We start from the raw sequence: 22644 nt of genomic DNA, 5'->3' as shown, positions 1-22644 counted from the left end.
CGACGAAGCCGGTGTGTCATTGAGCAGTCATGTGGAATGTGAAGGCCCTTTCGCGAGCAAGCCCGCTCTCACAGTTGATCTTCATTGAGCATGGAAAACTAATACTTTAGTACTGGTTCCACCTGTCTATCGTCGCATTCCCAACGCACCGCGACTGGCATGTAATGGGTGCATAACTATAAGGATCGAACCCCATGCCGCGTGCCCGACGTCACCTGTTGCGTCCCACACTCGCTGCGCTGTCGCTGAGCCTGTGGCTGGGCGGTGCACAGGCGCAAACCCCGCTGTTTTCCCCTGACGGCTATCGCATCGACCTGTACCGCAGCCCGACGCCGGAGCAACTTCCAGGCGCGACCATCGTCGACACCCCTGCCCTGCAATCGCTACTTGCGCAAACACCGCGCCCGCTGCTGATCGATGTCTACCGTCGCCAATGGCTACAAGGCCGCTTCATCGAAGACCAGCCCCACGAAAACCTGCCCGGCAGTCATTGGCTGGCGAACACCGGCGACGGCGAGCTGACCACGCAATGGCAGGCTTACTTCGCCGACAACCTGAAAAGGCTGACCGCCGGTGACCTGGCGCAACCGCTGGTCTTTTACTGTCGGTCCGACTGCTGGTTGAGCTGGAATGCGGTCAAGCGTGCGGCCACGCTGGGCTATAAGACAGTGTATTGGTATCGCGATGGCCTGGACGCCTGGCAAGCCGCCAACCTGCCGGTCACGCAAGCTTTACCCGAACCCTTTCCCTGAGCTTTACGCGTGCGTGTTGTTGCCACACCATAATCAAAATAATGAGGTGAAAGGCTATGTACAAAATTCTGATTGCCGACGATCACCCGCTGTTTCGCGAAGCCATACACAACGTCATCAGCGATGGTTTCGCCGGTAGCGAGGTCATGGAAACCGCCGACCTGGACAGCGCCCTGGCGTTGACCCAGGAACACGATGACCTGGACTTGATCCTGCTCGACCTGAACATGCCCGGCATGCACGGGCTCAATGGCCTGATCAACCTGCGCAACGAAGCACCGACCATCCCCGTGGTCATCGTCTCCGCCGAGCAGGACAAGCAGATCGTCCTCCAGGCCATCACCTACGGCGCCGTGGGTTTCATCACCAAGTCCTCGCCCCGCGCCCAGATGACCGAGGCCATCCAGCAGATTCTCAATGGCAATGTCTATCTGCCCCCGGACATTATCCGCACCACCAAAAGCAGCACCCACCGGCGCATGAACGATGCCCCGAGCTTCCCCCCGGAACTGCTCCAGGCCCTGACCCGCAAGCAGTTGCAGGTGCTGGAACGGATGACCAAGGGCGAATCGAACAAGCAGATCGCCTACACCCTGGAAATCGCCGAAACCACGGTCAAGGCGCACGTGTCGGCGATCCTGCGCAAGCTCAACGTGCACAACCGGGTGCAGGCGATCCTGAGTGCCGGGGATATTGATTTCGGGTCTTATCTGCGGCGCTGAATTCGTCGGCAACCGGAAAACCGTGTCGGCCCCTTCGCGAGCAAGCCCGCTCCCACAGGGGATTTGTGAACGACACGGATCCCTGCAGGAGCTGGCTTGCCAGCGAAGAGGCCCTCACAAACAGCAAAAACCTCAAGGCCTGGCGAGCAAATGACTCATCGCCGTCTTCAGCTTCATCGGCCGCACCGGCTTGTGCATCAGGGTATGCCCCAGTTCGCGGATCTGCTGCTTGAGCTCGTTGCTGTAGTTGGCGGTGATCATCATGGCCGGGATCGCACAGGCCCGCCGGGCATTGATCCGCGCGACCGCATCGACGCCGTTCTGGTCGTTGTCCAGGTGATAATCGGCAATCAACAGGTCGGCGCCGGCATGGTAGTTGTCCACTTGCCGCGCCAGGTCTTCTTCCGACAGCGCCGTCACCACCAGGCAGCCCCATCCCTCGAGCAACGTGCGCATCCCGGCGCAAATGGTCGCATCGTTGTCCAGCACCCAGACCCGCGCTCCGCGCAGCCGTTCGAGCATCGGTTCACTCATCAGCAGGTTCGGCAATGCCTTGGGTGCGGTGGCGCTGATCGGCACTTCTACAGAAAACATCGAGCCCCTGCCAGGCCACGAACGCACATGAATGCGGTGCCCAAGGATGCCGGCTATTTTCTCGACGATCGCCAGGCCCAGGCCCAATCCACGATCCTGATCCGGACGTTGCACGTCGCCGCGCTTGAACTCCTGGAAGATTTCTTCCAAACGATCTTGCGCAATGCCCATCCCGCTGTCCCAGACCTGGATCGACAGACTTTGCCGATGCCGCCGACAACCCAGCACCACACGACCGTTGTAGGTGTAGCGAATGGCGTTGCTCAACAGGTTGCGCAGGATGCGCGCCAGCAACTGGATGTCGCTGCGCACCAGCGCCGAGCACGGGATGAAATGCAGTTGCAGACCTTCGCTGCGCGCCACCTCGGTGTATTCGGCGGCGAGGTTTTCCAGCAGTTCGCTCAGGGCGAACGGGGCGATATCGGCCTTGATCACCCCGGCATCGAGCTTGGAAATATCCACCAGCGTACCCAACAGACTCTCCACGTCCTCCAGGGAGTTGCTGACATTGCGCACCAGATGCTCGTTGGCGATCGGCTCGCGGCGCTCCAACAGGGCACTGGTGAACAACCGCGCGGCGTTCAGCGGTTGCAGCAGGTCGTGACTGACCGCGGCGAGGAACTTGGTTTTCGACAAGTTGGCCTGTTCCGCCTCCAGCTTGGCTTCGCGCAAGCGTGACTCGACCCGGCGACGCTCGTCGATTTCGCGCAGCAACTGATCATTGAGCTGGGTCAATTCGGCGGTGCGTTCGCGCACCCGCCGTTCGAGGTTCTGATAGGCCTGGTGCAGCGCCTCGGCGGTACGTCGGCGTTCGGTGATGTCACGGATCAACACGAAGATCCCTACCACCTCTCCGCTGGCCAGGCGATTGGGCACGTAGGAGCGCAACATGTAGCGCTCCTGGTTGTTGACGTTGGTCTCGGCGAATTCGAAGGTCACGCTCTCCCCGGCCAGCGCCCTGGCCACGTAGGGTTCCAGCCGCTGGTAATGCTGTTCGCTGTGCACTTCGCGCAGGCTCTGGCCGAGCATCACGCCGCGCGGCCAGCAGTACCATTGCTCATAGACCTTGTTGGTGAACTCGTAGACCAGGTCTGCATTGAGGTAGGCGATCAATGCAGGCACATGATCGGTGATCAGGCGAATCCAGCGCTCGCTTTCACTCAGGGCCTGGGCGTGCTGATAGCGTTCCGTGATGTCGGTGAAGGTGTTGACGAAACCGCCGGCAGGCAATGGATGGGTGCGGATTTCCAGGACCCGGCCATCGTACAGGCGCTGCTCGCATTCTTGCACGGGGCGCCCCTTTGGGCCGCGACTGGCCGGGGTCAGCAGGGTCAATTCGCTGTCGGCGATGACTTCGGCAAAGGGCCGATGGGCAGCCACCGGTGCCAGGCCGCTGAGTTCCAGGAACCGCCGGTTCCACAGTTCCAGGATGCCCTCGGCGTTGACCATGGCCACCCCTTGGGACAGGTTGTCCACCGCCCGTTGCAGCAAGTGCGACTTCTGCGCCACCGCCTGCTCGCGGCGCATGGTTTCGCTGTGTTTGACGTCGGTGATGTCGGTGAACAGGATCACTCGTCCACCCTCCTGGGTCGGCCGTTCGCTGACCTGCAGCCAACGTCCGTCCTGCAAGCGATACAACAGGTTCTCGTCGGCGTGCCCGCGCGGCTCCTCGGTAAACAGTCCGTTGCTGAGCATCAGGCGCTTGACCTCGGTCAGGCGCATACCCGCGTTGATCCGCACCCGGCTGTTCGTCCAGAACGCCTTGAAGCGGCTGTTGAACAGGACAATCCGTTGCTCGGCATCGAACAGCACGAAGGCGTCGGAAATACTCTCGATGGCATCGATCAGGTGCTGATGAGCCGTTTCCGCGCGCAGGCGGGCCTCGCTGAGCAAATGATTACCCGCCTTGAGTTCGGCCATGGCCTGGTTCAAGGCATCGGTGCGCTCACGCACCTGCTCGGCCAGCACCACCGAATGCTGGAATGCGGCATACGGATCGTTACCGCGAGTGATGCCGGACTCGATGCGTTCGATCAACGCCGCGTTGATGCGCTGCAGTTTCTGGTTATCGTGCTGCAGGATGGCGATTTGCGCCTGCAGTTCAGCGCTGTCCAAGGGAGCGGCCGCGGGCAATGGCAACGCCGGTGAAGGTCTGGTTGATGTGCATGCCATTGAACTGTTCTCCGTAGGTGTTGAACCCCATCACCCGTTGCTCGCGCAAAAAACTGCCGATCTGCTCCAGGTCGCCGTTGTCCTCCAGCTCCAGGCGCCTGAGGAAACAGTCGCAACCGATGGTCAGCAACAGATCGCCGAGCCGTTCCTGCAAGCCGTCGAACAGGCGTTGCAGATTCGGCAGCATCGGGCCAGGCGTCATGGCGGTGAGGACGATGCCGTTCTCTACGGCGCAGTAAAAACTCAGGCTCAGGTCAGGGTGAACCTGCTGGATGGCGCGCACGTAATACTGCTCGTTGATCCGCACCGCCAGGGGGTGTGCGGCGAAGATCCGGTGGTCGAGCTCGCCAACCGGCACGCCGATGTGCCGGGCGTACTCGGCGGCGGCCGGCTCGGCGTTGAGTTCGAAGACGCGCCGCGAGGCGCTGTCGGCACCGGTGACCACCAGTTTGTCCGCGCGCGGCAGAATGTGATGGGTGGTGAACACTTCGAAGTCCAGCCAGGTATTGACCAGCACCACCACCGCTGCGCCGCTGCGAAAACCGCCGTCGAAGTAGACATGGGTGTGGGTCAGGTAGTTGTCGTCACCGGCCGAGCCGCCGAAGTGCGGAATATCGCCCAGCGCCGCGCTCAAGGCGGCGAGGACCATTTCCTCGCGGCTGGACAGGCCATCGAGCAGGGTCAGGGCAAAGCTGTTGCCCTTGATCGGGGCCAGGGTGTTGCTGCGACAACCGTTGACCAGGCGCTCGACCATCTGCTGCGCGTCGATCAGGCTGAAGTGCTCCATCTCGTCGATCAGTTCCAGGGCAATGGAAAAGTACCGATGATCGAAGCCCACCGCCGTCACGCAGTTGCGCCCATAACCTTGCGGCGTGATTTCCCCGGCGCTGGTGCAACCCGCCAGGCGTATGCCGCCGAATCCCTGTTGCAAGGCGCCACCGAGGGCCTGCAAGTCGTATTCGGCAGAGCAGAAGAACAACACGAAACCCAGATGCGGGTGCAGCAACTGCCGCGCCAGCTCCTGCGCCACCTGCTGGGGATCGGTGGCCTGGGACATCGCGCTGACGATCCCTTCGTTCTGGACCTGCTGCATGGTCGCCCCCCGCAGGTGCGTGTGTATGAGGCACGAGTGTACGAAGCGCGAGAGGTGCCACGAATGCTACTTGGGTAGCAGGTAGGCGCTTCAATGGGATGAGAGATGTGCCGCAGATCCAGCAGATAGCTGAATACCTGTGGGAGCGAGCCTGCTCGCGAAGGCGGCGGGTCAGCCAACAAAGATGCTGGATTTGCCGGGCCCCTTCGCGAGCAGGCTCGCTCCCACAGTGGATAGTCACGAAGCCATTACCAGGTCAACACCGCCCCCAGCGCAACGGTATCGGTGTCTTCGTTCTGCGCACTGCCGTCATGGCCGTTGATTTCGAACTGGTTGTACTCGGCCACCAGCTTGAGGTTGTCGTTCACATCGTGGAACAGCGCGATGCCGCGGGTCTCGTAGTCGGCGCCACTGCCGACCACGCCGTTGCCATCGTCATTGGTCTTGCCGTAGGACAGGGCCAGGCGGTTCTTGCCCAGCTTGTAGGAGCCCTGCAACAGGTAGCCGTCGCTGTCGACGTTGCGCAGGGTCGGCTCGCCGGCGTTGTTGGTGAAAAAGGGATTGATGCCCTTGGCCTGAAAGCCCGAGCCGGTCAGGGACAAGCCGCCCATCTTGGCCTGGACGCCATAACCGACGCCTTTTGACGTGACGGTGTCGACGGTGGAATCGGTATTGTCCGAGGTCTGGTAGCTGCCGTTGACCCAGCTGTAGATCTGCGCTCCGGCGAGATCGAACTGGTAGGTGATCTCGCTCTCAGTGCGCGGATTTTCCTGATAGGCCTTGCCTGTGGGGCTGCTGTCATTGGTGTCCACCGGGTCCATGATCCCCACCGCCACGCGCAAACCGTCCATCACCGGCGTGCGGTAGGTGATCTGCGAGGTCGGGAATGGATAGGGGTAACCGGTGCCGATGTTGCCGAACGACACCCCGCCACCATCCACCAGCCCCAGGGTATCGCTGACCTGACCATAACCGGCGAGCATCTCATCGAGCAGGATGTTGGAGCGGGCAAACAGGCCAAAGTCCTTGCCGATCAGCACTTCGCCCCACTGCGCATTGGCCACGGTGCCGTAGAACTGCCGCACATCGATGGCGGTGTCGGTGCCATTGGTTTCACTGTCGTTGATGGTGACCCAGAACGAGGCGCGGGCACCGAGCTTGAGGTCATCGACCTGCTTGCCCATGTTGAAGCCCAGGTAGTTGGGCAGGAACCCCATCTTCACCCGCGATTGACGGCGGTCATACTGGTCGCCGGCACGGTCGACATCGCTGTTGACGTAGAAGGCATTGATGTAGCCGTCGGTGGAGAACGTGGTCTGGTCTTTGTCGTACAGCATGATCTCGGCCTCGGCCATCGAACTCAGGCCGAAGGTAGACAGGCTGGCAATCAAGGCAGGCAAAAAACGCTGCGTGAAGTTCTTATTGTTGTGCATGGCGCGCTCCGCGACTGGGACGAGTTGTCGGAGGCGATTATCGAAAGCTCAAGGGCGGCGCCATACGCTGCCTTGGGGGTGGAATCGAGGTGCTTTGGCATGGCCGCAAGAGCGCGACAACTGTGGCGTAAGACCGTCTGTCGGCAAGGCTCACCACTTAGGGTGTAGGCCTGTAGGCCCATGAACAATGCCCGAGTCTTGCGACCCGGGCATTTGGTTCCTCGACTGTGCTATTGGCGTTAGAAACTCGCCTTGACCGACAGCATGAAGTTGCGTGGATCACCGTAGTAGTTACCGAAGGATTCGGTACCGATGGTGGTGTAGTAGCGCTTGTCGAACAGGTTGTTGCCGTTGAGCGCAACCGACCAGGTGTCGTCGATGCGGTAGCCGATGCGGCCGTTCCAGATCGCATAACCCGACTGGCTGATTTTCTCGCCGCTGAGGGGCGAAACCCGGAAGTTATCGCTTTGCGCGTTGACGCCGGCACCAACAGTGAATCGCTCGAGTGACCCGCCCAGGGCGTAATCGCCCCACACGCGCAACAGATGCCGCGGCACATAACTGTTGAACGCCGCGCCATTGAGGCTGCTGTCGATGTCGTCGAGGGTCTTGGTCTGGGTGTAGGTATATCCCGCCAGCAGTTGCAGGCGTTCGATGACTTCACCGCTGATCTCGGCCTCGAAACCCTGGGCGCGAACTTTGCCGGCGTTGACGTAGCAGTAACCGTCGGAGGACGGACAGGACGAGTTGAAGTCCGTCTGCGCCTGGTCTTTCTGGATCGTACGGAACAGGTTGAACGAGCTGTTCAGTCGACCGTCGAACCAGGCGCCCTTGATCCCCAGCTCATAGCTCTGGCCCACCAGGGGCTTGAGCGCCGAACCGTCTTCGGAGCGGTAATTGCCTTGCGGGGTGAAGATTTCCGCGTAGCTGGTATAAACCGTCAGGTTCTCGTTGAGGTCCAGCAGCAGGCCGGCAAACGGCGTCACCTGCCCGGTCTCCGTGGTGCTGGAATGTTCCGAGGTGCCGGTGTTGATGAAGTCGGAGTCGGTATCGGAGTCGTACCAGCTCACCCGACTGCCGACGACGAATGTCAGCGGCTCCGCCAATTTCAAGCGCAGCGTCGAGTAAATGCCCTTCTGCTTGGTCACCGAATTGACCGGCCCGCCGCGGGATGAGTTATCGATGAAGTAGCTGTCATCCGGCTCGGGGATATGCTTGTCGGGATTGAACACATTCTGCCGCTGCGGCAGGAATGCCACCGAGTAGAAGTCGTCTTTTTTCGAACGGCTGGCGTTGAAGCCCACCACCAGTTCATGGCGCTGACCGAACGCGTCGAACATGCCATCGACGTAGGCGTCCAGGCCGTAGTCGACCTGGTCGTAGTCATACATGCTGCCCAGCATGCCGGTGGTATTGGTGCCGGGTGTCACGGCGCCGGAAGCGAAGGCGTACTTGATGTCCTGGGTGTTTTTTGTATAAACGCTGGCGACCTTCAACGCCCAGTCGTCGTTGAGTTGATGGGTCAGGTCGCTGAACACGGTGGTGCGCTGGCTGCGCCAGGTGTTCCACGAGGGATCGAGACAGGTCGAGCGGCTGAGCTTCAAGTCGCTGCCGTCCCGATAACGCGGCAGGCCGCCCCAGCAAGGGTTGGCATCCACGTCTTCATAGGCGACGCCCAGGCCGAGGGTCGTGTCGGGGCTCAGGTCAAGGTCGAGCGCGCCGTAATACACCTGGTCCTTGCGACTGGCGTCGTCGACGAAGTAATGCCGGCTCTGTTCGGCGACCACGGCCCGGCCACGCAAGGTGCCGGATTCGTTCAGCGGGCCACCGGTGTCGACCTGTCCGCGATAATTATCCCAGCTGCCCCCGGACAGGGTGATGTCCGTGTGCGCCGAGGTCTGGCCGCGCTTGCGCACGAAGTTCACCCCGCCTGCGGTACCGCCTGCGCCTTTCATCATGCCCGCGGCCCCGCGCAGGATTTCCACCCGGTCGTAATACGCCATGTCCTGGCTGAAACTGTCGGCCTGGACATAAAGGTTGCCCATGTCCAGGGGCACACCGTCGTACTGGTACTGGCCCGACATGCGAAAGCCACGGGAATAGAAATACTTGCCGCCCATGGTCGAGTCGTAGACGGTGATGCCCGGGGTCTTTTCCATGACCTGGTCGATGGTGTTGAGGTTCTGGTCATCGAGCATCTTGCGCGTCATCACCGTGACCGATTGCGGCGTTTCCCGGAGCGAGTGCTCGCCCTTGCCGAGGGTGACTGCACCCGTGGTGTACGAGCCGCTGTATTCGGTGGTCGCGCCCAGCACCTGGCCATTGATGTTGGTCGCACCCAGTTCCAGCGCCGAACCGACAATCGGCACCGGCCGCAGCACATAAGTGCCGTTGGCCTGGGGTTCGGCCTGGAGGCCGCTGCCGCCGAGGATCCGCGCAAAGCCTTCGCTGACAGCAAACGCTCCCCGCAGACCGGGAGACTTCAACCCATCCGTTTGTCGCGCATCGAACGACAGTGCCGCACCCGCCGCACTGGCGAAATGACTGAGGACTTCGGTCAGACTGCCGCCAGCAATATCAAAGGACTTGACCGAGTTGTGCTGTTGCACTGGCGGCTGCGCCGCCAGGGTCACGCTTGACCAGACGCCCACCGTCGTTGCCGCCAATAACCCGACTTTTACTGCGGTCGTCAAACGACCCGGCTTGTACACCCCAAACATGCTTGCCCTCCCCCAAAACAATCGCTAAACACTCATTGAGGGATGAGCCGAACGTTGCGTATGAAAAGTGCAAAGGCAGACAAACTTTTTTCAACTCACGGTGAAAGCGCACCGGCAGGCGCCGACACATCGACCCAATAACGGCTGTAGCGGATGATCCGCAGCGAGAAGCCACTCTCCAGCGCCGCCAGCGCCAGGTCGGTGTCATCGATCGGGAATGCGCCGGATACCTTGAGCTGGGCAATGCGCGGATCGCAGCGCAGCACGCCGCTGCGATAGCGCGAAAGGTCGGCCAGCAACTCGCTCAAGGGACGATTGATGGCAATGATGCTGCCCTGTTGCCAGGCGCCCACCGACGCATCGTTGCGCTGTACTGCCCCCAATGAGCGGCCATCGAAGTCCAGGGACTGACCGGCCTCCAGACGCACCATCGAGCCCGCGGAACGGACCTCCACGGCCTTCTCGAGCACCGCCACCCCACCGCTCTGTTCATGGGCGCGGACGATGAAACGCGTGCCGAGGGCCAGCACCTCGGCATGACGGGTGAGCACCTTGAACGGCCGCTGCAGGGGATCGGCTGCAGTCGTCACCCGGATCTCACCGCGCAACAGTTCGAGCACTCGTTGACGCCCGTCGAAACGCAGGTTGACCGACGTGTCGGTGTTGAGCAGCAACGCGCTGCCATCGGCCAGGCGAAACTCGCGGCGTTCGCCCACGGCGGTGCGAAAATCGGCCAGCAGGTTCTGTGAGGTTTCACTGCGCCAGCCCAGCCAGCCCAGAGTACCGGCTGAAGCGAGCACCAGCACACTGCGCAACACCTGGCGCCGGGAGCGATCGGCGCCGCGCAACGCAGGCGACGCCAGGGAGCCCGGTACGCTCGCCATCTGCTCGCTGACGTCGACCATGCGTTGCCAGGCCTGGCGATGGGCCGGATCGCCGGCCAGCCAGGCGTTCCAGGCGGCCAGGTCGGAATCGCTGGCAATCCCCGAGCGAAGCCGGGCATACCAGCGGGCGGCGTCGCCAATCGCCTGCAACTCAGGGGGCGACAGGCTCATGCCAGTTGCAACTGGATCTGCATCAGGCAGCAATGCTCCATGGCCTTGGCCATGTAGTTGTTGACCGTGCGGGTGCTGATATTCAAGCGCTCGGCAATCTGCGGGTAGGTCAGGCCGTCGAACTGGGACAGGATGAACGCCTGCTTGACCTTGGTCCCCAATCCTTGCAGCAGGCGGTCGATTTCCACCAGCGCTTGCAGCAGGATCGCCTGTTCCTCCAGCGAGGGCTGCTGCCATTCGGGCATGGCGGCCAGGGCTTCGAGGTAGGACTGTTCCAGCGAGCGTCGGCGAAACAGATCGATCAGCAAGCCCTTGGCGATCATCGACAGGTAAGGTCGCGGTTCGCGAATCTCCAGCGCGTTTCGCGCCTTGATCACCCGCACGAAGGTGTCCTGCGCCAGGTCCGCGGCATCGAACGCATTGCCCAGGCGCTGGCGCAGCCAGCCATTGAGCCAACCGTGGTGCTCGCAATACAGATCATTGACGGCGCTGCGCAGGGATAAGTCGTTGGCGGACATGACGATGGAATAATTCGCGAGTGATAATGACTCGCATTGTCAGTCGTGCGCAGGGTAATTTGCAATAGCCACAACGGCCAACCTGCCCCACCCCACCGGAAGGTAGGGCCAGGCAGGGGCTACGCTGATATCATTCAAGTACTTACAAGCCGGGTGGAAAACATGAACCGTCAAAAAAAGCTGCAGCAGCTGTTCAAGGAAAAGGCCAAGAAGGCCAGCGCCAAACTGGCACCGAAAAAGCCGAAATACATCAGCAAGGCTGACCGGTTGAAACTGGCGGCTGAAGCCGGTGACGCCTCGATCACCCCCCCTAGCGAAAATTGATCCAATTCGGCGCACCCGTACTCATCGCCACACAACTCGCGTAATGCTTGCAGGCCTTGACGCTGGCGGGCTCCGGCGGCACCGACAGCAGCACGGTCAACACCAGGAAAAACAGGATCAAAAACGGTACGTAATAGGCGAGATGACTTTTTATTTTCATTGTCAGTACTCTCATGACCTTTGGATTGAAACTGCGCTGGCAACAGGGCGCCTTCGAGTGACCGAAGGCGCCCTGTCACGCTGTCAGCGCTCGTCCACCGTGATGAACTCGCGACGCTCTGCCATGAATGCCGGCACGTCGTCCTCATCGGTGAAGAACTGCTCGTACCACTCGCGCAACTGATAGACCGGACCGTCGGTTTCCGCCAGCACCGGCTTGTCGATGCGGATCTTGTGTTTCCAGATCACCACGTCCTGGTAGAACGAGTCGCGGTTGCCCTGGACGTAGGCCCTGGCCACTTCCTGGTTCTGTTCTTCGGTCCAGCCCGGCACCCGCTTGACCATGCAACCAAAACGCAGGTCGAAGCTGTTCGGTGTCACCGGCACGTGACTGTTGAGCAGGATGGCGTGGATGCGCACGTCGCCGAACATCGAGCTGATGTGGGTGAAGTGGGTCGCCGGCCCGTAGTAGGCCGACGGCGCGATCAGGTCGCCGCCCAGGCGCTCGGAGTCGCCATGGAAAATCTGGTGGCCGATGTGTCCTTCGAAAACGTTGGCGAAGTACTTGGTCGGGGTGCCGTGCACCGGTCCGAAGTGCTGGGCGTCCACCAGGTTATCGACCAGCTCCCGTGGGTTGGTCTCGATGTGCATGGTGTCGATGTTCCAGTCATGCACCCAGTCCGGATCGTCCATCTCGGGCAGGTGTGGAATGACCACGCCCTCCTTTGGCGCACGACCTTCGGGGTTGTTCCAGACGAACAGCAGGTTGTTCTCCTCGCAGGTCAACCAGCTGCGGGTCTTGGCCTTGGGCGGGATGCGCTTGCAGTAAGGGATCTCCACGCATTTGCCGCCGGTGTCGTACTTCCAGTGGTGGAACGGGCACACCAGCCGGTCGTTCTCGATGGTGCCCTGGGACAGGTCCGCGCCCATGTGCGGGCAATAGGCATCGAGGATGCTGATGTTGCCCTGGCTGTCGGCAAAGGCCACCAGGCGGGTGCCGAAGATTTCCAGGGTATGGGGCTTGCCATCACGGTAGTCGCTGGCATTGCCCAGGCAGTGCCAGCCGCGGGCGTAACGGTGGCTGCGCTGGGCGTTCTCGATGTTGATTTCAGCGAGTTTGGTCATTGTTATTGTTCCTCGGTTGCAGACTTGGGCAGGCAATGCCCCCAAGAAATACAGGGTGATCCCATGGCCGACATCATTGGGTAGCCGCGTCGGCAGGTCATCCTTCAGTTGGACTAGATCAAACGCGATCCACTCTCAATGGCGCCCCTGTCACCAGGGGCGCCGCGCTTGACGGTTACTGGCCGAAACGCCGGGCAGCTTCCGGGCCGAAGTCCCGTGGGCTGAAGCCGGGTTTGTTCAACAGGTAGCCGTTGCGCTGCTCGTTGATCAGGTTGAACGCCAGGTAGCTGCCGGCATTGAGGTCGTAGTACAGGCCGACGCCCGCTTGCGGCCGCTGGGTTTCGTAGGCGTAGAAGTAATTGAGCATCGAGGTGCGCCACAGCTCGCCACGGTTGTCATAGTTGTCGGCGAGCATCGGGAACCAGGTGTCCTCGTCGATATACAACTTGCGCTTGCCATACAGGTGGCGATAACCCGGCTTGAGGGTGCCTTCGAGCTCCCACACCCGATGGCGCTCATAACGCATGGCATCGGGATTGATGTGGCCCGGCGTCAGCAGATCGGCGTACTTGAGGTTGGCCGCGTGCAGGCGGTAGGTGTTGTAGGGGATGAACATCTCGCGCTTGCCGACGATCTTCCAGTCGTAACGCTGCCCGGAACCGTTGAACAAGCGCACCTCGTCGACGGTGATCGAGCCACCGCTGCCAGGGAACGACATGTCGAAACCATAGCCCGGCGACTGGCGCACACGCCGGGTGCCCGGATCGTAACGCCAGGCCTGGCGCGGTTCGGTCTTGTCATTCCAGAACTCGGTGCCGGTATTGATCTCGCCCTTGTCGCGTTGCGGCAACAGGGTTTCGTTGAGGTAGAACGACGAGTTGCCGGTGGTCTCGCCAATCTTGCCGGGTTCCAGCGCCGGCGCCAGGTTGCGCGAATGCACGCGGCCCCAGTTGATGTTGCCATCCTTGAGCACGTAGGCGTTGTCGGAGGTGTATTCCTCGGTCCAGGCACGCAGGGTAAAAGCCGAGGCGTTCTTCAACAGTTCCAGGCCGCTGCGCGGTACCGGAAAGGCTGTGCCACCGGTTTTGCCCACCACCCCTTCACCCTCATCCACCAGGCGAGCAATGCTGGCGTTCTCGCGGGTGGCTTTGCAAACCGCGTCGTCGAAGCGGAAATCCCGGTGCGAGGGGTAGATCGGCATCTTGTAGGTGCCCGGGAACAGCTTGAACAGGGCTTTCTGGCCGTCGGACAGGTAGTCGTTGTACTGCGCGATGTTCTGCGCGGTAATCACGAACAGCGGTTTTTCGTCCGCGTACGGGTCGACCGGGTGGTTACCCGTGCCCTTGAAGTCGACGTGGGGTGGCGCGCCCAGCCATTTGCCGCTGAACGCTGGAATGCTGCCGTCGGCGTTGCCGGCTTTTTCCGCGCCCACGCACGTCAAGTCTGTGCCCAGGCGGGAGGCATCTTCGGGTGCGGCATTCACCGTGCCGATGGCACAGCAGCTCAATAACAACGCCAACGCCCAGCCAGGGGACTGATTACTGCCGGTCATTTTTATTCTCCTTAGGTTCGACAACGGTGGCCCAGTATCGACAGCCCGGGAACCCGGCAGCATCGTCCGCACGGACTAACGCATTTTGCCGCGCACCCGCTTCATAGCCGCGCCGTCGCTGGCTGCGGCGCGCCCAGGGCGACCACACTGTTGAGCATGATCCGCACCAGCTCCGTCTGGCGTCGCACACCGGTCTTGGAAAAAATCGAGCGCAGGTGCGCCCGCGCGGTATTGCGGCGGATATTCAGGAATTCCGAGGCTTCCTCCAGCGACAGGCCGTTGGCCAGTTCCAGGGCCAGCGTGGTTTCCGCCGGCGTCAGGTTGTACAGTTGCGACGTCAGCACCGTGCTCACCAGCGACTTGCTCACGGCATCGCGCACATACACCACCACCGTGGGCTTGCCGTTGCCTTCGAGCAGGTCCCCGGACGGAATCAACTCCACCACCACGCCCAGGCTGACCTGCCCCGAAGGGCGGGAAATCGAGGTCGCCTCGGCCACCTGCACACCCCGGCTGGCGCCTTGTCTGGCGCGCTGGAAGGCATTGCGCACCAGGCGCGCCAGCTCGCGATTGTCGCTGGGATAAGTCGCTTCCAGCCGCCCGCCGACCACCTTGAGGCCGTCCTGGCTGTCGAGGATCTCCCGGGCCACGGGATTGAGTTGCACCACGGTGCCGTGCTCATCGAGCACAATGGTCGCCACCGCCAGGCGGCTGATCGTCTGTGAATACAGGCTGCCCAGCGACTCGCTGCGGTCGAGCAGCGAATACATGTGCAAGGCCCGGCGCAGATGGGGCAACAACATGGCGCACATGGCCCGCTCGGCGTCACTGAACCGTGGCTGGGCCCGGGGTCGATTGATCCGGAAACGCACGGTGCCGCCATCCGGCATGCGGATATCGGCACCGAGCATGTGGTAGCAGTCGTAGGGCTGGCAGTACAGCAGGTAAAACGCCGAGCTGGACCATTCGCTGTCGCTGATCAGCTCATCGACGGTGAACACCGTGTCAGTGGGCAGACCATCGAACAGGGTGGATTTGGCGTAGTAGGCGTAATGGTTGATACCGCCCTGCCCCAGTTCGACATCGCCGGCGACCACCATCGGTGACAACAGCGGCTCGTCCTGGACCCGCAGGATCAAGGTGACGAAATTGGCCTTGAACAACGTCCGCACCTCGCGCAACGCGTCGCTCAAGCTGCGGGTATCCATTGCCGAATCGTAGATATTGCCGATAATCCGTTCGTACTCGTCCAGCTCCAGGCCCATGTGCGCCAGGACCTGTGCATTGGGCATACCACTTTGCATAACCATTCCCCAGCAGAGAGGCCCGACCTGCGGGCCCCATGGATTAATCGACAGGTCGGCACTGCCCCGCTCGCCTCATGGCAGCTCGAACAGGCCGGCGGCGCCCATGCCGCCGCCGATGCACATGGCGATCACCACATACCGAACACCGCGCCGCCGCCCTTCGAGCAAGGCGTGGCCGACCATCCGCGCACCGGACATGCCGAACGGGTGACCGATGGCAATCGCCCCGCCGTTGACGTTCAGGCGATCGGCCGGGATCTGCAGCGCATCGCGGCAATGCAGCACCTGGCTGGCGAAGGCCTCGTTGATCTCCCACAGGCCGATATCCTTCACGCCCAGGCCAAAACGCTTGAGCAGCTTGGGAATCGCGATCACCGGGCCGATGCCCATTTCCTCAGGCGCGCAGCCGCCCACGGCAATGCCGCGGTAGATACCCAGTGGCGTCAGCCCGCGGCGCTTGGCCTCGGCTCGACTCATCAGCAAGCTGGCCGCGGCACCGTCGGAGAATTGCGAGGCGTTGCCGGCGGTGACGAACTCGCCGTGCTCGACCCAGGCGCCGTCCTTCCACACCGTTTTCAAGCCCGCCAAGTCTTCCAGGCGCGTATTGGGCCGGTTGCACTCGTCTTTCAGCACCTGCACGCGTTCGTGGCCATTGGGTTGACCATCGGCGGCGAACAGCAGTTTATCCACGCTCAGGCCGACGATTTCATCGTCGAACAGGCCGTCTCGCTGCGCGGCGGCGGTGCGCAACTGGCTGTGCAGCGAATACTCGTCCTGGGCGGCGCGACTGATGCCATAGCGACGCGAGACGATCTCGGCGGTCTCGATCATCGGGATATAGGCGCTGGGCATCACCTGCAGCACGGCTTCGGAACGGGCGCGATAGGCATTCTTGTGCTTGGTCTGGGTCAGCGACAGGGACTCCACGCCACCACCGATGGCAATGTTCATCTCGCCGGTCATGATGCCCTTGGCGGCCATGCCAATGCTCATCAGGCCCGAGGCGCACATGCGATCCACCGCCATGCCCGGCACGCTGTCCGGCAAACCGCCGGTGTAGGCGCAGAGCCGGCCGATGTTGAAGCCCTGGGTGCCCTGCTGCACCGACGCGCCCATGATCACATCCTCGACCTCGGCAGGCTCGATGCCGGCGCGCTCGACCACCGCGCGCACCACATGGCCGCCCAGCACCGGGGCTTCGGTATCGTTGAACGATCCGCGAAACGACTTGGCCAACGCGGTACGGGCGGTGGCGACGATGACGACTTCATTCTGGTCCATGGCTAACTCACTCGGAAATGGGGTTGAAGGTGTAGCGGCTGATGGTGTCGATCACGCAGCCGGGGCGTGCCTGGCCTTCGACTTCCATGGTCATGCGCACCACCAGTTGCACGGCGTCGCCCAGTTGTTCGGCGCGCAGGATCTGGCCGCTGCCGCGCACCCGCGAATCGACCTTGACCGGCGCCGGGAAGCGCACCCGGTCGCTGCCGTAGTTCACGCCCATCGCCATGTTTTCAAGGATCAGCAACTGCGGCATGAACAGGTTGGCCAGTGACTGGGTCAGGTAGCCGTGGGCAATGCAGGCGCCAAACGGGCCGCTGGCGGCGCGCATCGGGTCGACGTGAATCCACTGGTGATCGCTGGTGGCTTCGGCGAACAGATCGATGCGTTGCTGGCTGATGGTCAGCCATTCGGTGTGGCCCAGATCCAGGCCCTCGGCCGCCAGCAACGCCTGGGCACTGTTGAATACGTGGCTCATGTGCACATCCTCAAGCCTGTTGTGAACTGACGGACAGCACTTCGCCGACCATGTAGGAGGCATAATCGCTGGCCAGGAACATCATCACGTTGGCCACCTCCCAGACTTCGGCGGCACGCCCGAACGCCTCGCGCCCGGCCAGGCTGGCGAGCAACTCTTCGCTGGAGGCTTTCTTGAGGAAATCGTGCAGCGCAATCGACGGCGACACCGCGTTGATGCGCACGCCGAACTCGGCGGCTTCCAGGGCACTGCAGCGGGTCAGCGCCATCACCCCGGCCTTGGCGGCGGCGTAATGGGCCTGTTCCTTCTGCGCCCGCCAGCCGAGCACCGAGGCGTTGTTGACGATGGCCCCGGCGCCACGGCGCTGCATGTGCGGCAACATCGCCCGGGTCATGCGGAAGGTGCCGGTCAGGGTCACATCCAGCACCCGCAACCATTCTTCGTCGCTCATATCCACCACGCGTTTCTGGCCACCCAGGCCTGCGTTGTTGATCAGCACATCGACCCCGCCCAACGCTTGCTCGGCTGCTGCCACCAGCGCCTGGACTTCGTTTTCGTCCGTGACATTGCACAGCTGGCCATAAATCGCCTGCAAACCCGTCTCGGCCTTGAGACGCTCCACCGCCTCCTCCAGGCGCCGCGCATGCACATCGGAAATCATCAATGCCCGACAACCTTCCTCGGCACTGCGCCGGGCCGCCGAATAACCGATACCGGCACCGGCCGCCGCGGTAATCAACACCGACTTGCCGGCCAGCAATTGATGCCCGGGAACATAAGGGGGGGCTTGTTTCACAGCGTCTACCTCCGAAGAAATCAATACGCTGCAGTTGTACGGAGGGAGCGATGCGGGCGCATCGTCAAAATGGGGTATGAAGGTGGAGAAACAGCAAGACGGCGGCGGGCACGACGCGCCTCTGCAGGAGCCGGCTTGCTGGCGATGCGATGGTGGCCGTTATGCCGCCATCGCTGGCACGCCAGCTCCTACAGGGGATCGGGTACGGCCGCGAGTGAATGGTCGAGGCTTCAGCTTCCCCAGACTTTCTGTGCCTTGGGTGCTTCGGCGAGGATGGCGTCCACCGCCGCGCCGATCTCTTCGACTTTCCACAACGCGCCCTTGTCGCAGGTCACGCCTGTGCGCCAACCGTCGCCCAGGGAGATGCGTCCGCCCTGGCTTTCGAAGACCTGGCCGCTGACGTGGGCCGAGGCCGGGCTGCCCAGCCAAACCACCAGCGGCGCGACGTTTTCCGCGGCCCAGGCATCAAAGCTGCCGTCCTCGGGTTTTTTCACCACGTCGGGCATGGCGCTCTCGGTCATCGAGGTGCGTGCGGCCGGCGCCAGTGCATTGGCGGTGACGCCATAACGGGCCAGTTCCGCCGCTTGCACCAGGGTCAGCGAGGCGATGCCGCCCTTGGCCGCCGAATAATTGGACTGGCCCACCGAACCTTGCAGCCCGGCGCCGGAGCTGGTGTTGATGATCCGTGCGTCCACCGGCGTGCCGGCCTTGGCCAGGTCGCGCCAGCGGCGGCCGAGGATGTTGGCCAGGCAGTAATGGCCCTTGAGGTGAACGCGCATGACCATGTCCCAGTCTTCTTCACTGAGGCTGATGAACATGCGGTCGCGCAACACGCCGGCGTTGTTGATCAACACATGCACTTCACCGAACGCCGCCAATGCCGCATCGACGATGCGCTGCGCGGTGGCCAGGGTGGTGATGTCGTCGCTGTTGGCGATGGCCTGGCCACCGTTGGCGCGAATCTCCCCCGCCACATCCTCTGCGGCGTCGGCGCGAATATCGTTGACCACCACGTTGGCCCCTTGCGCGGCGAACGCCAGGGCGTAGGCGCGACCGAGTCCGCCGCCGGCCCCGGTGATGATCACGGTGCGGTCTGCACAGATAGCCATGTTTGACTCCTTGAAATGGTGAGTGGCCGCGCGCCCGAAGCGGCGGCCCCGCATGGAAAATTACAAGCGTTCGATGATGGTCACGTTGGCCTGGCCGCCGCCTTCGCACATGGTTTGCAGGCCATAGCGACCGCCGCTGCATTCCAGTTCGTTGAGCAGCGTGGTCATCAACCGTGCGCCAGTAGCGCCCAATGGATGACCCAAGGCAATTGCGCCGCCGTTGACGTTGGTTTGCGCCGGGTCGTAATCCAGCTCCTTGGCCCAGGCCATGACCACCGAGGCGAAGGCTTCGTTGATCTCGACCCGGTCGATGTCGGCCATGCTCAGGCCGCTCTTGGCCAGGGCCCGGCGGGTGGCGGCAATCGGTGCGGTGAGGTGCCAGATCGGATCGTCGCCGAGCACCGTCAGGTGATGAATCCGCGCCCGAGGGGTCAGGTCGTAGCGCTTGAGCGCCGCCTCGGACACCACCAACAACGCCGCCGAGGCGTCGCAGGTCTGGCTGGACACCGCGGCGGTGATCGATGGGAACTGCGGGTCCACCGGTTGCAACTCGGCCATCTTCGCCAGGCTGCTGTGGCGCGGCGTTTCATCCACCGCCAACCCTTGGCAGCTGACGATTTCCCGGGCAAAGCGGCCGCTGGCGATGGCCGCCAGCGCACGTTCGTGGCTCTGCAGGGCAAAGGCTTCCATCTGCTCGCGGCTGATCTGCCAGTGATCGGCAATCCGTTGCGCGGCGTAGAACTGGTTGACCGGCTGCTGGCCAAAACGCGCGCGCCAGCCGACGCTGCCCGAGAACGGATCGGCAAAACCCAGGGGCTGGCCGGCCAGCATCGCCGAAGAAATCGGGATCTGGGTCATGGTCTGCACCCCGCCCACCGCGACCACATCCTGGGTGCCGCTCATCACCGCCTGCGCGGCGAAATGCAGCGCCTGTTGCGACGAACCGCACTGGCGATCCACGGTGGTGCCGGGCACCGTCAGCGGCAAACCGGCGGCCAGCCAACTGGTGCGGGCGATGTCGCCGGCCTGGGAACCGATGGTGTCGACGCAACCGAATATCACGTCGTCGTAGTCCTCGGCGGGGATCACGTTGCGCGCGACCAGGGCCTTGAGCACATGGGCGCCCAGGTCTATCGCGTGGATCTCGCTCAAAGAGCCCTTGCGCTTGCCGGTGGGGCTGCGCAGTGCATCAACAATGTAGGCCTGGGCCATGACTCATTCCTCGAAAGTATGCCCTGGCTCCAGGCCAGTGGCGTCGGCGAACAGGTAGTCGCTGACTCGGGTTTTGTGAAAGCCGCGGTCGCCCCAGGACGCATCGAGGGCCCAGGCGCGCTTCATGAACATCTGCAGGTCCACTTCCCAGGTGTACCCCATCGCCCCGTGCACCTGGATGCCCTTGCGGGCGGCGATCCAGCTGGCCTCGTTCGCCGCCAGGCGCGCTTGCGAGACCCGGACCCCGGCGTTGACGTCGCCCCGGGCCAGGGCGTGGGCGGCGCGATAAAGCACCGGTTTGGCCTGCTCGATGTAACGGGCGACATCGGCCAGGTGATGCTTGACCGCCTGGAAGCTGCCGATCGGCTTTCCGAACTGTTTGCGCTGTGCGACGTAGTCCACCGACAGGTCGAGCATGCGCTGCGCCAACCCCAGCAGTTGCCCGGCCACCGACAGCGCGCCACGGTCCAGCAGGCGTTCCTGCAAGGCCCGGCCCTGTTCGCCACTGGCAATGCAGGTGGCCGCCGACGGCGTCCAGGTCACGTGGCCCAGGCGGCGTGAGGCATCGATGCTCAGGTGGTTGTCCACGTTGACTTCGCAGCGCGGCACCACATGGATCTCATCGCCATGGGTGAGGATCAGCACTTCGGCCAGTTGCGCGTCGCTGACCAGGGCATTGACCGGATGACCGATCGCCATGCGCAAGCTGCCGTCGGCAATCCGTGGCAGCAGGTCGGCACGCGCCGGATGCATCGCAGGCAAGCCGGCGAGCAAGCCGGTGGCGACATAAGCGGTGTCGGCCAATGAGTCGGGAATGGCGTAGTAGCCCAACTCCTGGGTCATCAGTGCCCAGGTCACATCGTCCATGCCCAGACCACCTTCGGCCTCGGGCACCGACAAGGCGGTCAGGCCCTGCCCGGCAATCTTGTTGCGCAAGTCCCGGGAGCGCCCGGCATCGGTCTCCCAGATTTCCCGGAGCATTTCCGGCGCGGCTTCGGTCATCAGGAAACGACTGATGGCTTCGCGGAACGCCAACTGGTCATCGTTAAAAGTGAAGTCCATGGCGGTTCCTTATTTCGGCAAACCGAGCATGCGCTCGGCGATGATGTTGCGCTGGATTTCGTTGGTGCCGGCGTAGATCGGCCCGGACTGGGCAAACAGGAAACCCTCCAGCCAGCCCGCCGCGTCGCCCGCTTGCGCGCCCTTTGCCACCAGCTCGCCGCGTGTGCCGAGAATGCGCATGGCGGTCTCGTGCATCTTCAGGTCGAGCTCCGACCAGATGATCTTGTTGATGCTCGACTCGGCGCCGATCTGCTCGCCGCGGCTCAAGCGCCCTACGGTGTAGTAAGCCGACATCGCATAGGCCTCGGCGCACATCCAGGTCTCCAGCACGGCATCGCGCAGGCCAGGGTCGCGGTCGGCACTGACGCGATAGGCCTTGTACAGTTCAACCAGCTTGCGTGCCGTGGACTGGAAGCGCGCCGGTGAACGCAGCAACAAACCACGCTCGAAGCCGGCGGTGGCCATCGCCACGTGCCAGCCCTGCCCCTGGGTACCGATGAGGTTGTTCACGGGGACCCGAACGTCATCGAAAAACACCTCGGCGAAGGCTTCCTTGCCGTTGAGTGCCTTGATCGGGCGAATGCTCACCCCTGGCGTGTTGAGCGGCACCATGATGAACGACAGGCCGTGATGACGGGTTGATCCCGGCTCGCTGCGGAACAGGCCGAACAGCCAGTCGGCGAAGTTCGCCCGGCTCGACCAGGTCTTCTGCCCGTTGATCACGTAATGGTCGCCGTCGAGTACCGCCTTGCTGGTGATCGCCGCCATGTCGGAACCGGCGTTGGGCTCCGACCAGCCTTGTGCCCACATGTCCAGGCTGGCCGCCATGCGTGGCAAAAAGCGCTGCTTTTGCTCCTGGGTGCCAAACTCCATCAAGGTCGGTCCCAGCAACAGTTGGCCATTCTGGTTGATGCGCATCGGCGCCCCGGCGCCGTAATACTCTTCCTCGAAGATCAGCCACTCGATCAAGTCGCTGCCGCGACCGCCCAGTTCGGCCGGCCACATCACCATCGACCAGCGGCTTTCGAACAGCTTGGCCTCCCAGGCGCGGTGCTGTTCAAAACCTTCGCGACTGTCGTAACTGGCAAAGGGCTCGCGTGGCAGATTGGCCGCCAGCCAGGCCCGTACTTCGGCACGGAAGGCGTTTTGCTTGGGGGTGTAAGTCAGGTCCATGGCGATC

At 62.7% G+C, this 22644-nt stretch carries 20 protein-coding genes; 3 read left to right on the top strand and 17 right to left on the bottom strand.

Translation table 11 applies throughout. The features are described from left to right. The first annotated feature begins 194 nt into the window (after positions 1 to 194). Both NQL71_RS04340 and NQL71_RS04335 read left to right on the top strand, forming a co-directional pair. Positions 195 to 752: a PQQ-dependent catabolism-associated CXXCW motif protein gene (locus NQL71_RS04340; protein ID WP_046817101.1), complete on the top strand. Its 558-nt coding sequence runs from the start codon at positions 195 to 197 to the stop codon at positions 750 to 752. A gap of 56 nt (positions 753 to 808) precedes the next feature. After that, on the top strand, positions 809 to 1474 hold the full coding sequence (locus NQL71_RS04335) for a response regulator transcription factor (protein WP_046817100.1): 666 nt from the start codon (positions 809 to 811) through the stop codon (positions 1472 to 1474). 132 nt (positions 1475 to 1606) lie between these two features. On the opposite strand, the gene nahK is transcribed toward NQL71_RS04335, so the two are convergent. The 6 genes from nahK to NQL71_RS04305 all read right to left on the bottom strand — a co-directional run bounded on the left by nahK (position 1607) and on the right by NQL71_RS04305 (position 11059). Beyond that, complete coding sequence (gene nahK, locus NQL71_RS04330; RefSeq protein WP_274642345.1) at positions 1607 to 4201, bottom strand: hybrid sensor histidine kinase/response regulator NahK/ErcS'; 2595 nt, start codon at positions 4199 to 4201, stop codon at positions 1607 to 1609. Next, positions 4170 to 5333 carry a nitric oxide-sensing protein NosP gene (gene nosP, locus NQL71_RS04325; RefSeq protein WP_046817098.1) on the bottom strand — a complete coding sequence of 388 codons (1164 nt, stop codon included), beginning with the start codon at positions 5331 to 5333 and terminating at the stop codon, positions 4170 to 4172. Before nosP ends, nahK begins: the two co-directional genes overlap by 32 nt. Before the next feature lie 248 nt (positions 5334 to 5581). Beyond that, positions 5582 to 6766: a porin gene (locus tag NQL71_RS04320; protein WP_046817097.1), complete on the bottom strand. Its 1185-nt coding sequence runs from the start codon at positions 6764 to 6766 to the stop codon at positions 5582 to 5584. Between the two features lie 239 nt (positions 6767 to 7005). Then, complete coding sequence (locus NQL71_RS04315) at positions 7006 to 9486, bottom strand: TonB-dependent siderophore receptor (RefSeq protein WP_274642317.1); 2481 nt, start codon at positions 9484 to 9486, stop codon at positions 7006 to 7008. Positions 9487 to 9581: 95 nt separating this feature from the next. Next, positions 9582 to 10541 (bottom strand): FecR domain-containing protein, encoded by a 960-nt coding sequence (locus tag NQL71_RS04310; RefSeq protein ID WP_274642316.1) that lies wholly within the window; start codon positions 10539 to 10541, stop codon positions 9582 to 9584. Then, positions 10538 to 11059, bottom strand: coding sequence for a sigma-70 family RNA polymerase sigma factor (locus tag NQL71_RS04305; RefSeq protein WP_046817094.1), 522 nt, complete (start codon positions 11057 to 11059; stop codon positions 10538 to 10540). Before NQL71_RS04305 ends, NQL71_RS04310 begins: the two co-directional genes overlap by 4 nt. A gap of 162 nt (positions 11060 to 11221) precedes the next feature. Here NQL71_RS04305 and NQL71_RS04300 point away from each other — a divergent pair, with 162 nt between their 5' ends. Next, positions 11222 to 11383, top strand: coding sequence for a DUF2986 domain-containing protein (locus NQL71_RS04300; RefSeq protein ID WP_077185950.1), 162 nt, complete (start codon positions 11222 to 11224; stop codon positions 11381 to 11383). On the opposite strand, the gene NQL71_RS04295 is transcribed toward NQL71_RS04300, so the two are convergent. From NQL71_RS04295 to NQL71_RS04245, 11 genes are all read right to left on the bottom strand, one after another. Then, positions 11370 to 11543 carry a hypothetical protein gene (locus tag NQL71_RS04295; protein WP_179092183.1) on the bottom strand — a complete coding sequence of 58 codons (174 nt, stop codon included), beginning with the start codon at positions 11541 to 11543 and terminating at the stop codon, positions 11370 to 11372. The two genes, NQL71_RS04300 and NQL71_RS04295, sit on opposite strands and share 14 nt — an antisense overlap. Positions 11544 to 11626: 83 nt before the next feature. Beyond that, positions 11627 to 12667, bottom strand: coding sequence for a 3-ketosteroid-9-alpha-monooxygenase, oxygenase component (locus NQL71_RS04290; RefSeq protein WP_046817093.1), 1041 nt, complete (start codon positions 12665 to 12667; stop codon positions 11627 to 11629). Between the two features lie 175 nt (positions 12668 to 12842). Then, positions 12843 to 14219 carry a DUF1329 domain-containing protein gene (locus tag NQL71_RS04285; RefSeq protein ID WP_248686445.1) on the bottom strand — a complete coding sequence of 459 codons (1377 nt, stop codon included), beginning with the start codon at positions 14217 to 14219 and terminating at the stop codon, positions 12843 to 12845. 101 nt (positions 14220 to 14320) lie between these two features. Further along, on the bottom strand, positions 14321 to 15523 hold the full coding sequence (locus NQL71_RS04280) for a helix-turn-helix transcriptional regulator (protein ID WP_077185952.1): 1203 nt from the start codon (positions 15521 to 15523) through the stop codon (positions 14321 to 14323). A gap of 75 nt (positions 15524 to 15598) precedes the next feature. Further along, positions 15599 to 16807 (bottom strand): acetyl-CoA C-acyltransferase, encoded by a 1209-nt coding sequence (locus NQL71_RS04275; protein WP_274642315.1) that lies wholly within the window; start codon positions 16805 to 16807, stop codon positions 15599 to 15601. A 7-nt stretch (positions 16808 to 16814) separates the two neighbouring features. Beyond that, positions 16815 to 17285 carry a MaoC family dehydratase gene (locus tag NQL71_RS04270; RefSeq protein ID WP_274642314.1) on the bottom strand — a complete coding sequence of 157 codons (471 nt, stop codon included), beginning with the start codon at positions 17283 to 17285 and terminating at the stop codon, positions 16815 to 16817. Between the two features lie 10 nt (positions 17286 to 17295). Next, positions 17296 to 18081 carry an SDR family oxidoreductase gene (locus NQL71_RS04265; RefSeq protein WP_274642313.1) on the bottom strand — a complete coding sequence of 262 codons (786 nt, stop codon included), beginning with the start codon at positions 18079 to 18081 and terminating at the stop codon, positions 17296 to 17298. 230 nt (positions 18082 to 18311) lie between these two features. Then, positions 18312 to 19190 (bottom strand): SDR family oxidoreductase, encoded by an 879-nt coding sequence (locus NQL71_RS04260; protein WP_046817088.1) that lies wholly within the window; start codon positions 19188 to 19190, stop codon positions 18312 to 18314. A gap of 60 nt (positions 19191 to 19250) precedes the next feature. Beyond that, the gene (locus NQL71_RS04255; RefSeq protein WP_180204168.1) at positions 19251 to 20402 is read right to left on the bottom strand and encodes an acetyl-CoA C-acetyltransferase; all 1152 of its coding nucleotides are present in this window, start codon (positions 20400 to 20402) and stop codon (positions 19251 to 19253) included. Positions 20403 to 20405: 3 nt separating this feature from the next. Next, complete coding sequence (locus NQL71_RS04250) at positions 20406 to 21464, bottom strand: acyl-CoA dehydrogenase family protein (RefSeq protein ID WP_077185954.1); 1059 nt, start codon at positions 21462 to 21464, stop codon at positions 20406 to 20408. 9 nt (positions 21465 to 21473) lie between these two features. Then, complete coding sequence (locus tag NQL71_RS04245; protein WP_274642312.1) at positions 21474 to 22637, bottom strand: acyl-CoA dehydrogenase family protein; 1164 nt, start codon at positions 22635 to 22637, stop codon at positions 21474 to 21476. Positions 22638 to 22644: the final 7 nt, after the last annotated feature.

The organism is Pseudomonas serbica (assembly GCF_028823535.1).
Lineage (GTDB): Bacteria > Pseudomonadota > Gammaproteobacteria > Pseudomonadales > Pseudomonadaceae > Aquipseudomonas > Aquipseudomonas serbica.
Note: the sequence above shows the minus strand (reverse complement) of the source record. Positions and strands in the feature narration are given on the sequence as shown.

Excerpts from the sequence above, each read along its gene's own strand:
- NQL71_RS04340 (WP_046817101.1), top strand. The coding sequence starts at position 195 with ATGCCGCGTGCCCGACGTCACCTGTTGCGTCCCACACTCGCTGCGCTG.
- NQL71_RS04335 (WP_046817100.1), top strand. The coding sequence starts at position 809 with ATGTACAAAATTCTGATTGCCGACGATCACCCGCTGTTTCGCGAAGCC.
- nosP (WP_046817098.1), bottom strand. The coding sequence starts at position 5,333 with ATGCAGCAGGTCCAGAACGAAGGGATCGTCAGCGCGATGTCCCAGGCC.
- NQL71_RS04320 (WP_046817097.1), bottom strand. The coding sequence starts at position 6,766 with ATGCACAACAATAAGAACTTCACGCAGCGTTTTTTGCCTGCCTTGATT.
- NQL71_RS04315 (WP_274642317.1), bottom strand. The coding sequence starts at position 9,486 with ATGTTTGGGGTGTACAAGCCGGGTCGTTTGACGACCGCAGTAAAAGTC.
- NQL71_RS04310 (WP_274642316.1), bottom strand. The coding sequence starts at position 10,541 with ATGAGCCTGTCGCCCCCTGAGTTGCAGGCGATTGGCGACGCCGCCCGC.
- NQL71_RS04305 (WP_046817094.1), bottom strand. The coding sequence starts at position 11,059 with ATGTCCGCCAACGACTTATCCCTGCGCAGCGCCGTCAATGATCTGTAT.
- NQL71_RS04300 (WP_077185950.1), top strand. The coding sequence starts at position 11,222 with ATGAACCGTCAAAAAAAGCTGCAGCAGCTGTTCAAGGAAAAGGCCAAG.
- NQL71_RS04295 (WP_179092183.1), bottom strand. The coding sequence starts at position 11,543 with ATGAAAATAAAAAGTCATCTCGCCTATTACGTACCGTTTTTGATCCTG.
- NQL71_RS04290 (WP_046817093.1), bottom strand. The coding sequence starts at position 12,667 with ATGACCAAACTCGCTGAAATCAACATCGAGAACGCCCAGCGCAGCCAC.
- NQL71_RS04285 (WP_248686445.1), bottom strand. The coding sequence starts at position 14,219 with ATGACCGGCAGTAATCAGTCCCCTGGCTGGGCGTTGGCGTTGTTATTG.
- NQL71_RS04280 (WP_077185952.1), bottom strand. The coding sequence starts at position 15,523 with ATGCAAAGTGGTATGCCCAATGCACAGGTCCTGGCGCACATGGGCCTG.
- NQL71_RS04275 (WP_274642315.1), bottom strand. The coding sequence starts at position 16,807 with ATGGACCAGAATGAAGTCGTCATCGTCGCCACCGCCCGTACCGCGTTG.
- NQL71_RS04270 (WP_274642314.1), bottom strand. The coding sequence starts at position 17,285 with ATGAGCCACGTATTCAACAGTGCCCAGGCGTTGCTGGCGGCCGAGGGC.
- NQL71_RS04260 (WP_046817088.1), bottom strand. The coding sequence starts at position 19,190 with ATGGCTATCTGTGCAGACCGCACCGTGATCATCACCGGGGCCGGCGGC.
- NQL71_RS04255 (WP_180204168.1), bottom strand. The coding sequence starts at position 20,402 with ATGGCCCAGGCCTACATTGTTGATGCACTGCGCAGCCCCACCGGCAAG.
- NQL71_RS04250 (WP_077185954.1), bottom strand. The coding sequence starts at position 21,464 with ATGGACTTCACTTTTAACGATGACCAGTTGGCGTTCCGCGAAGCCATC.
- NQL71_RS04245 (WP_274642312.1), bottom strand. The coding sequence starts at position 22,637 with ATGGACCTGACTTACACCCCCAAGCAAAACGCCTTCCGTGCCGAAGTA.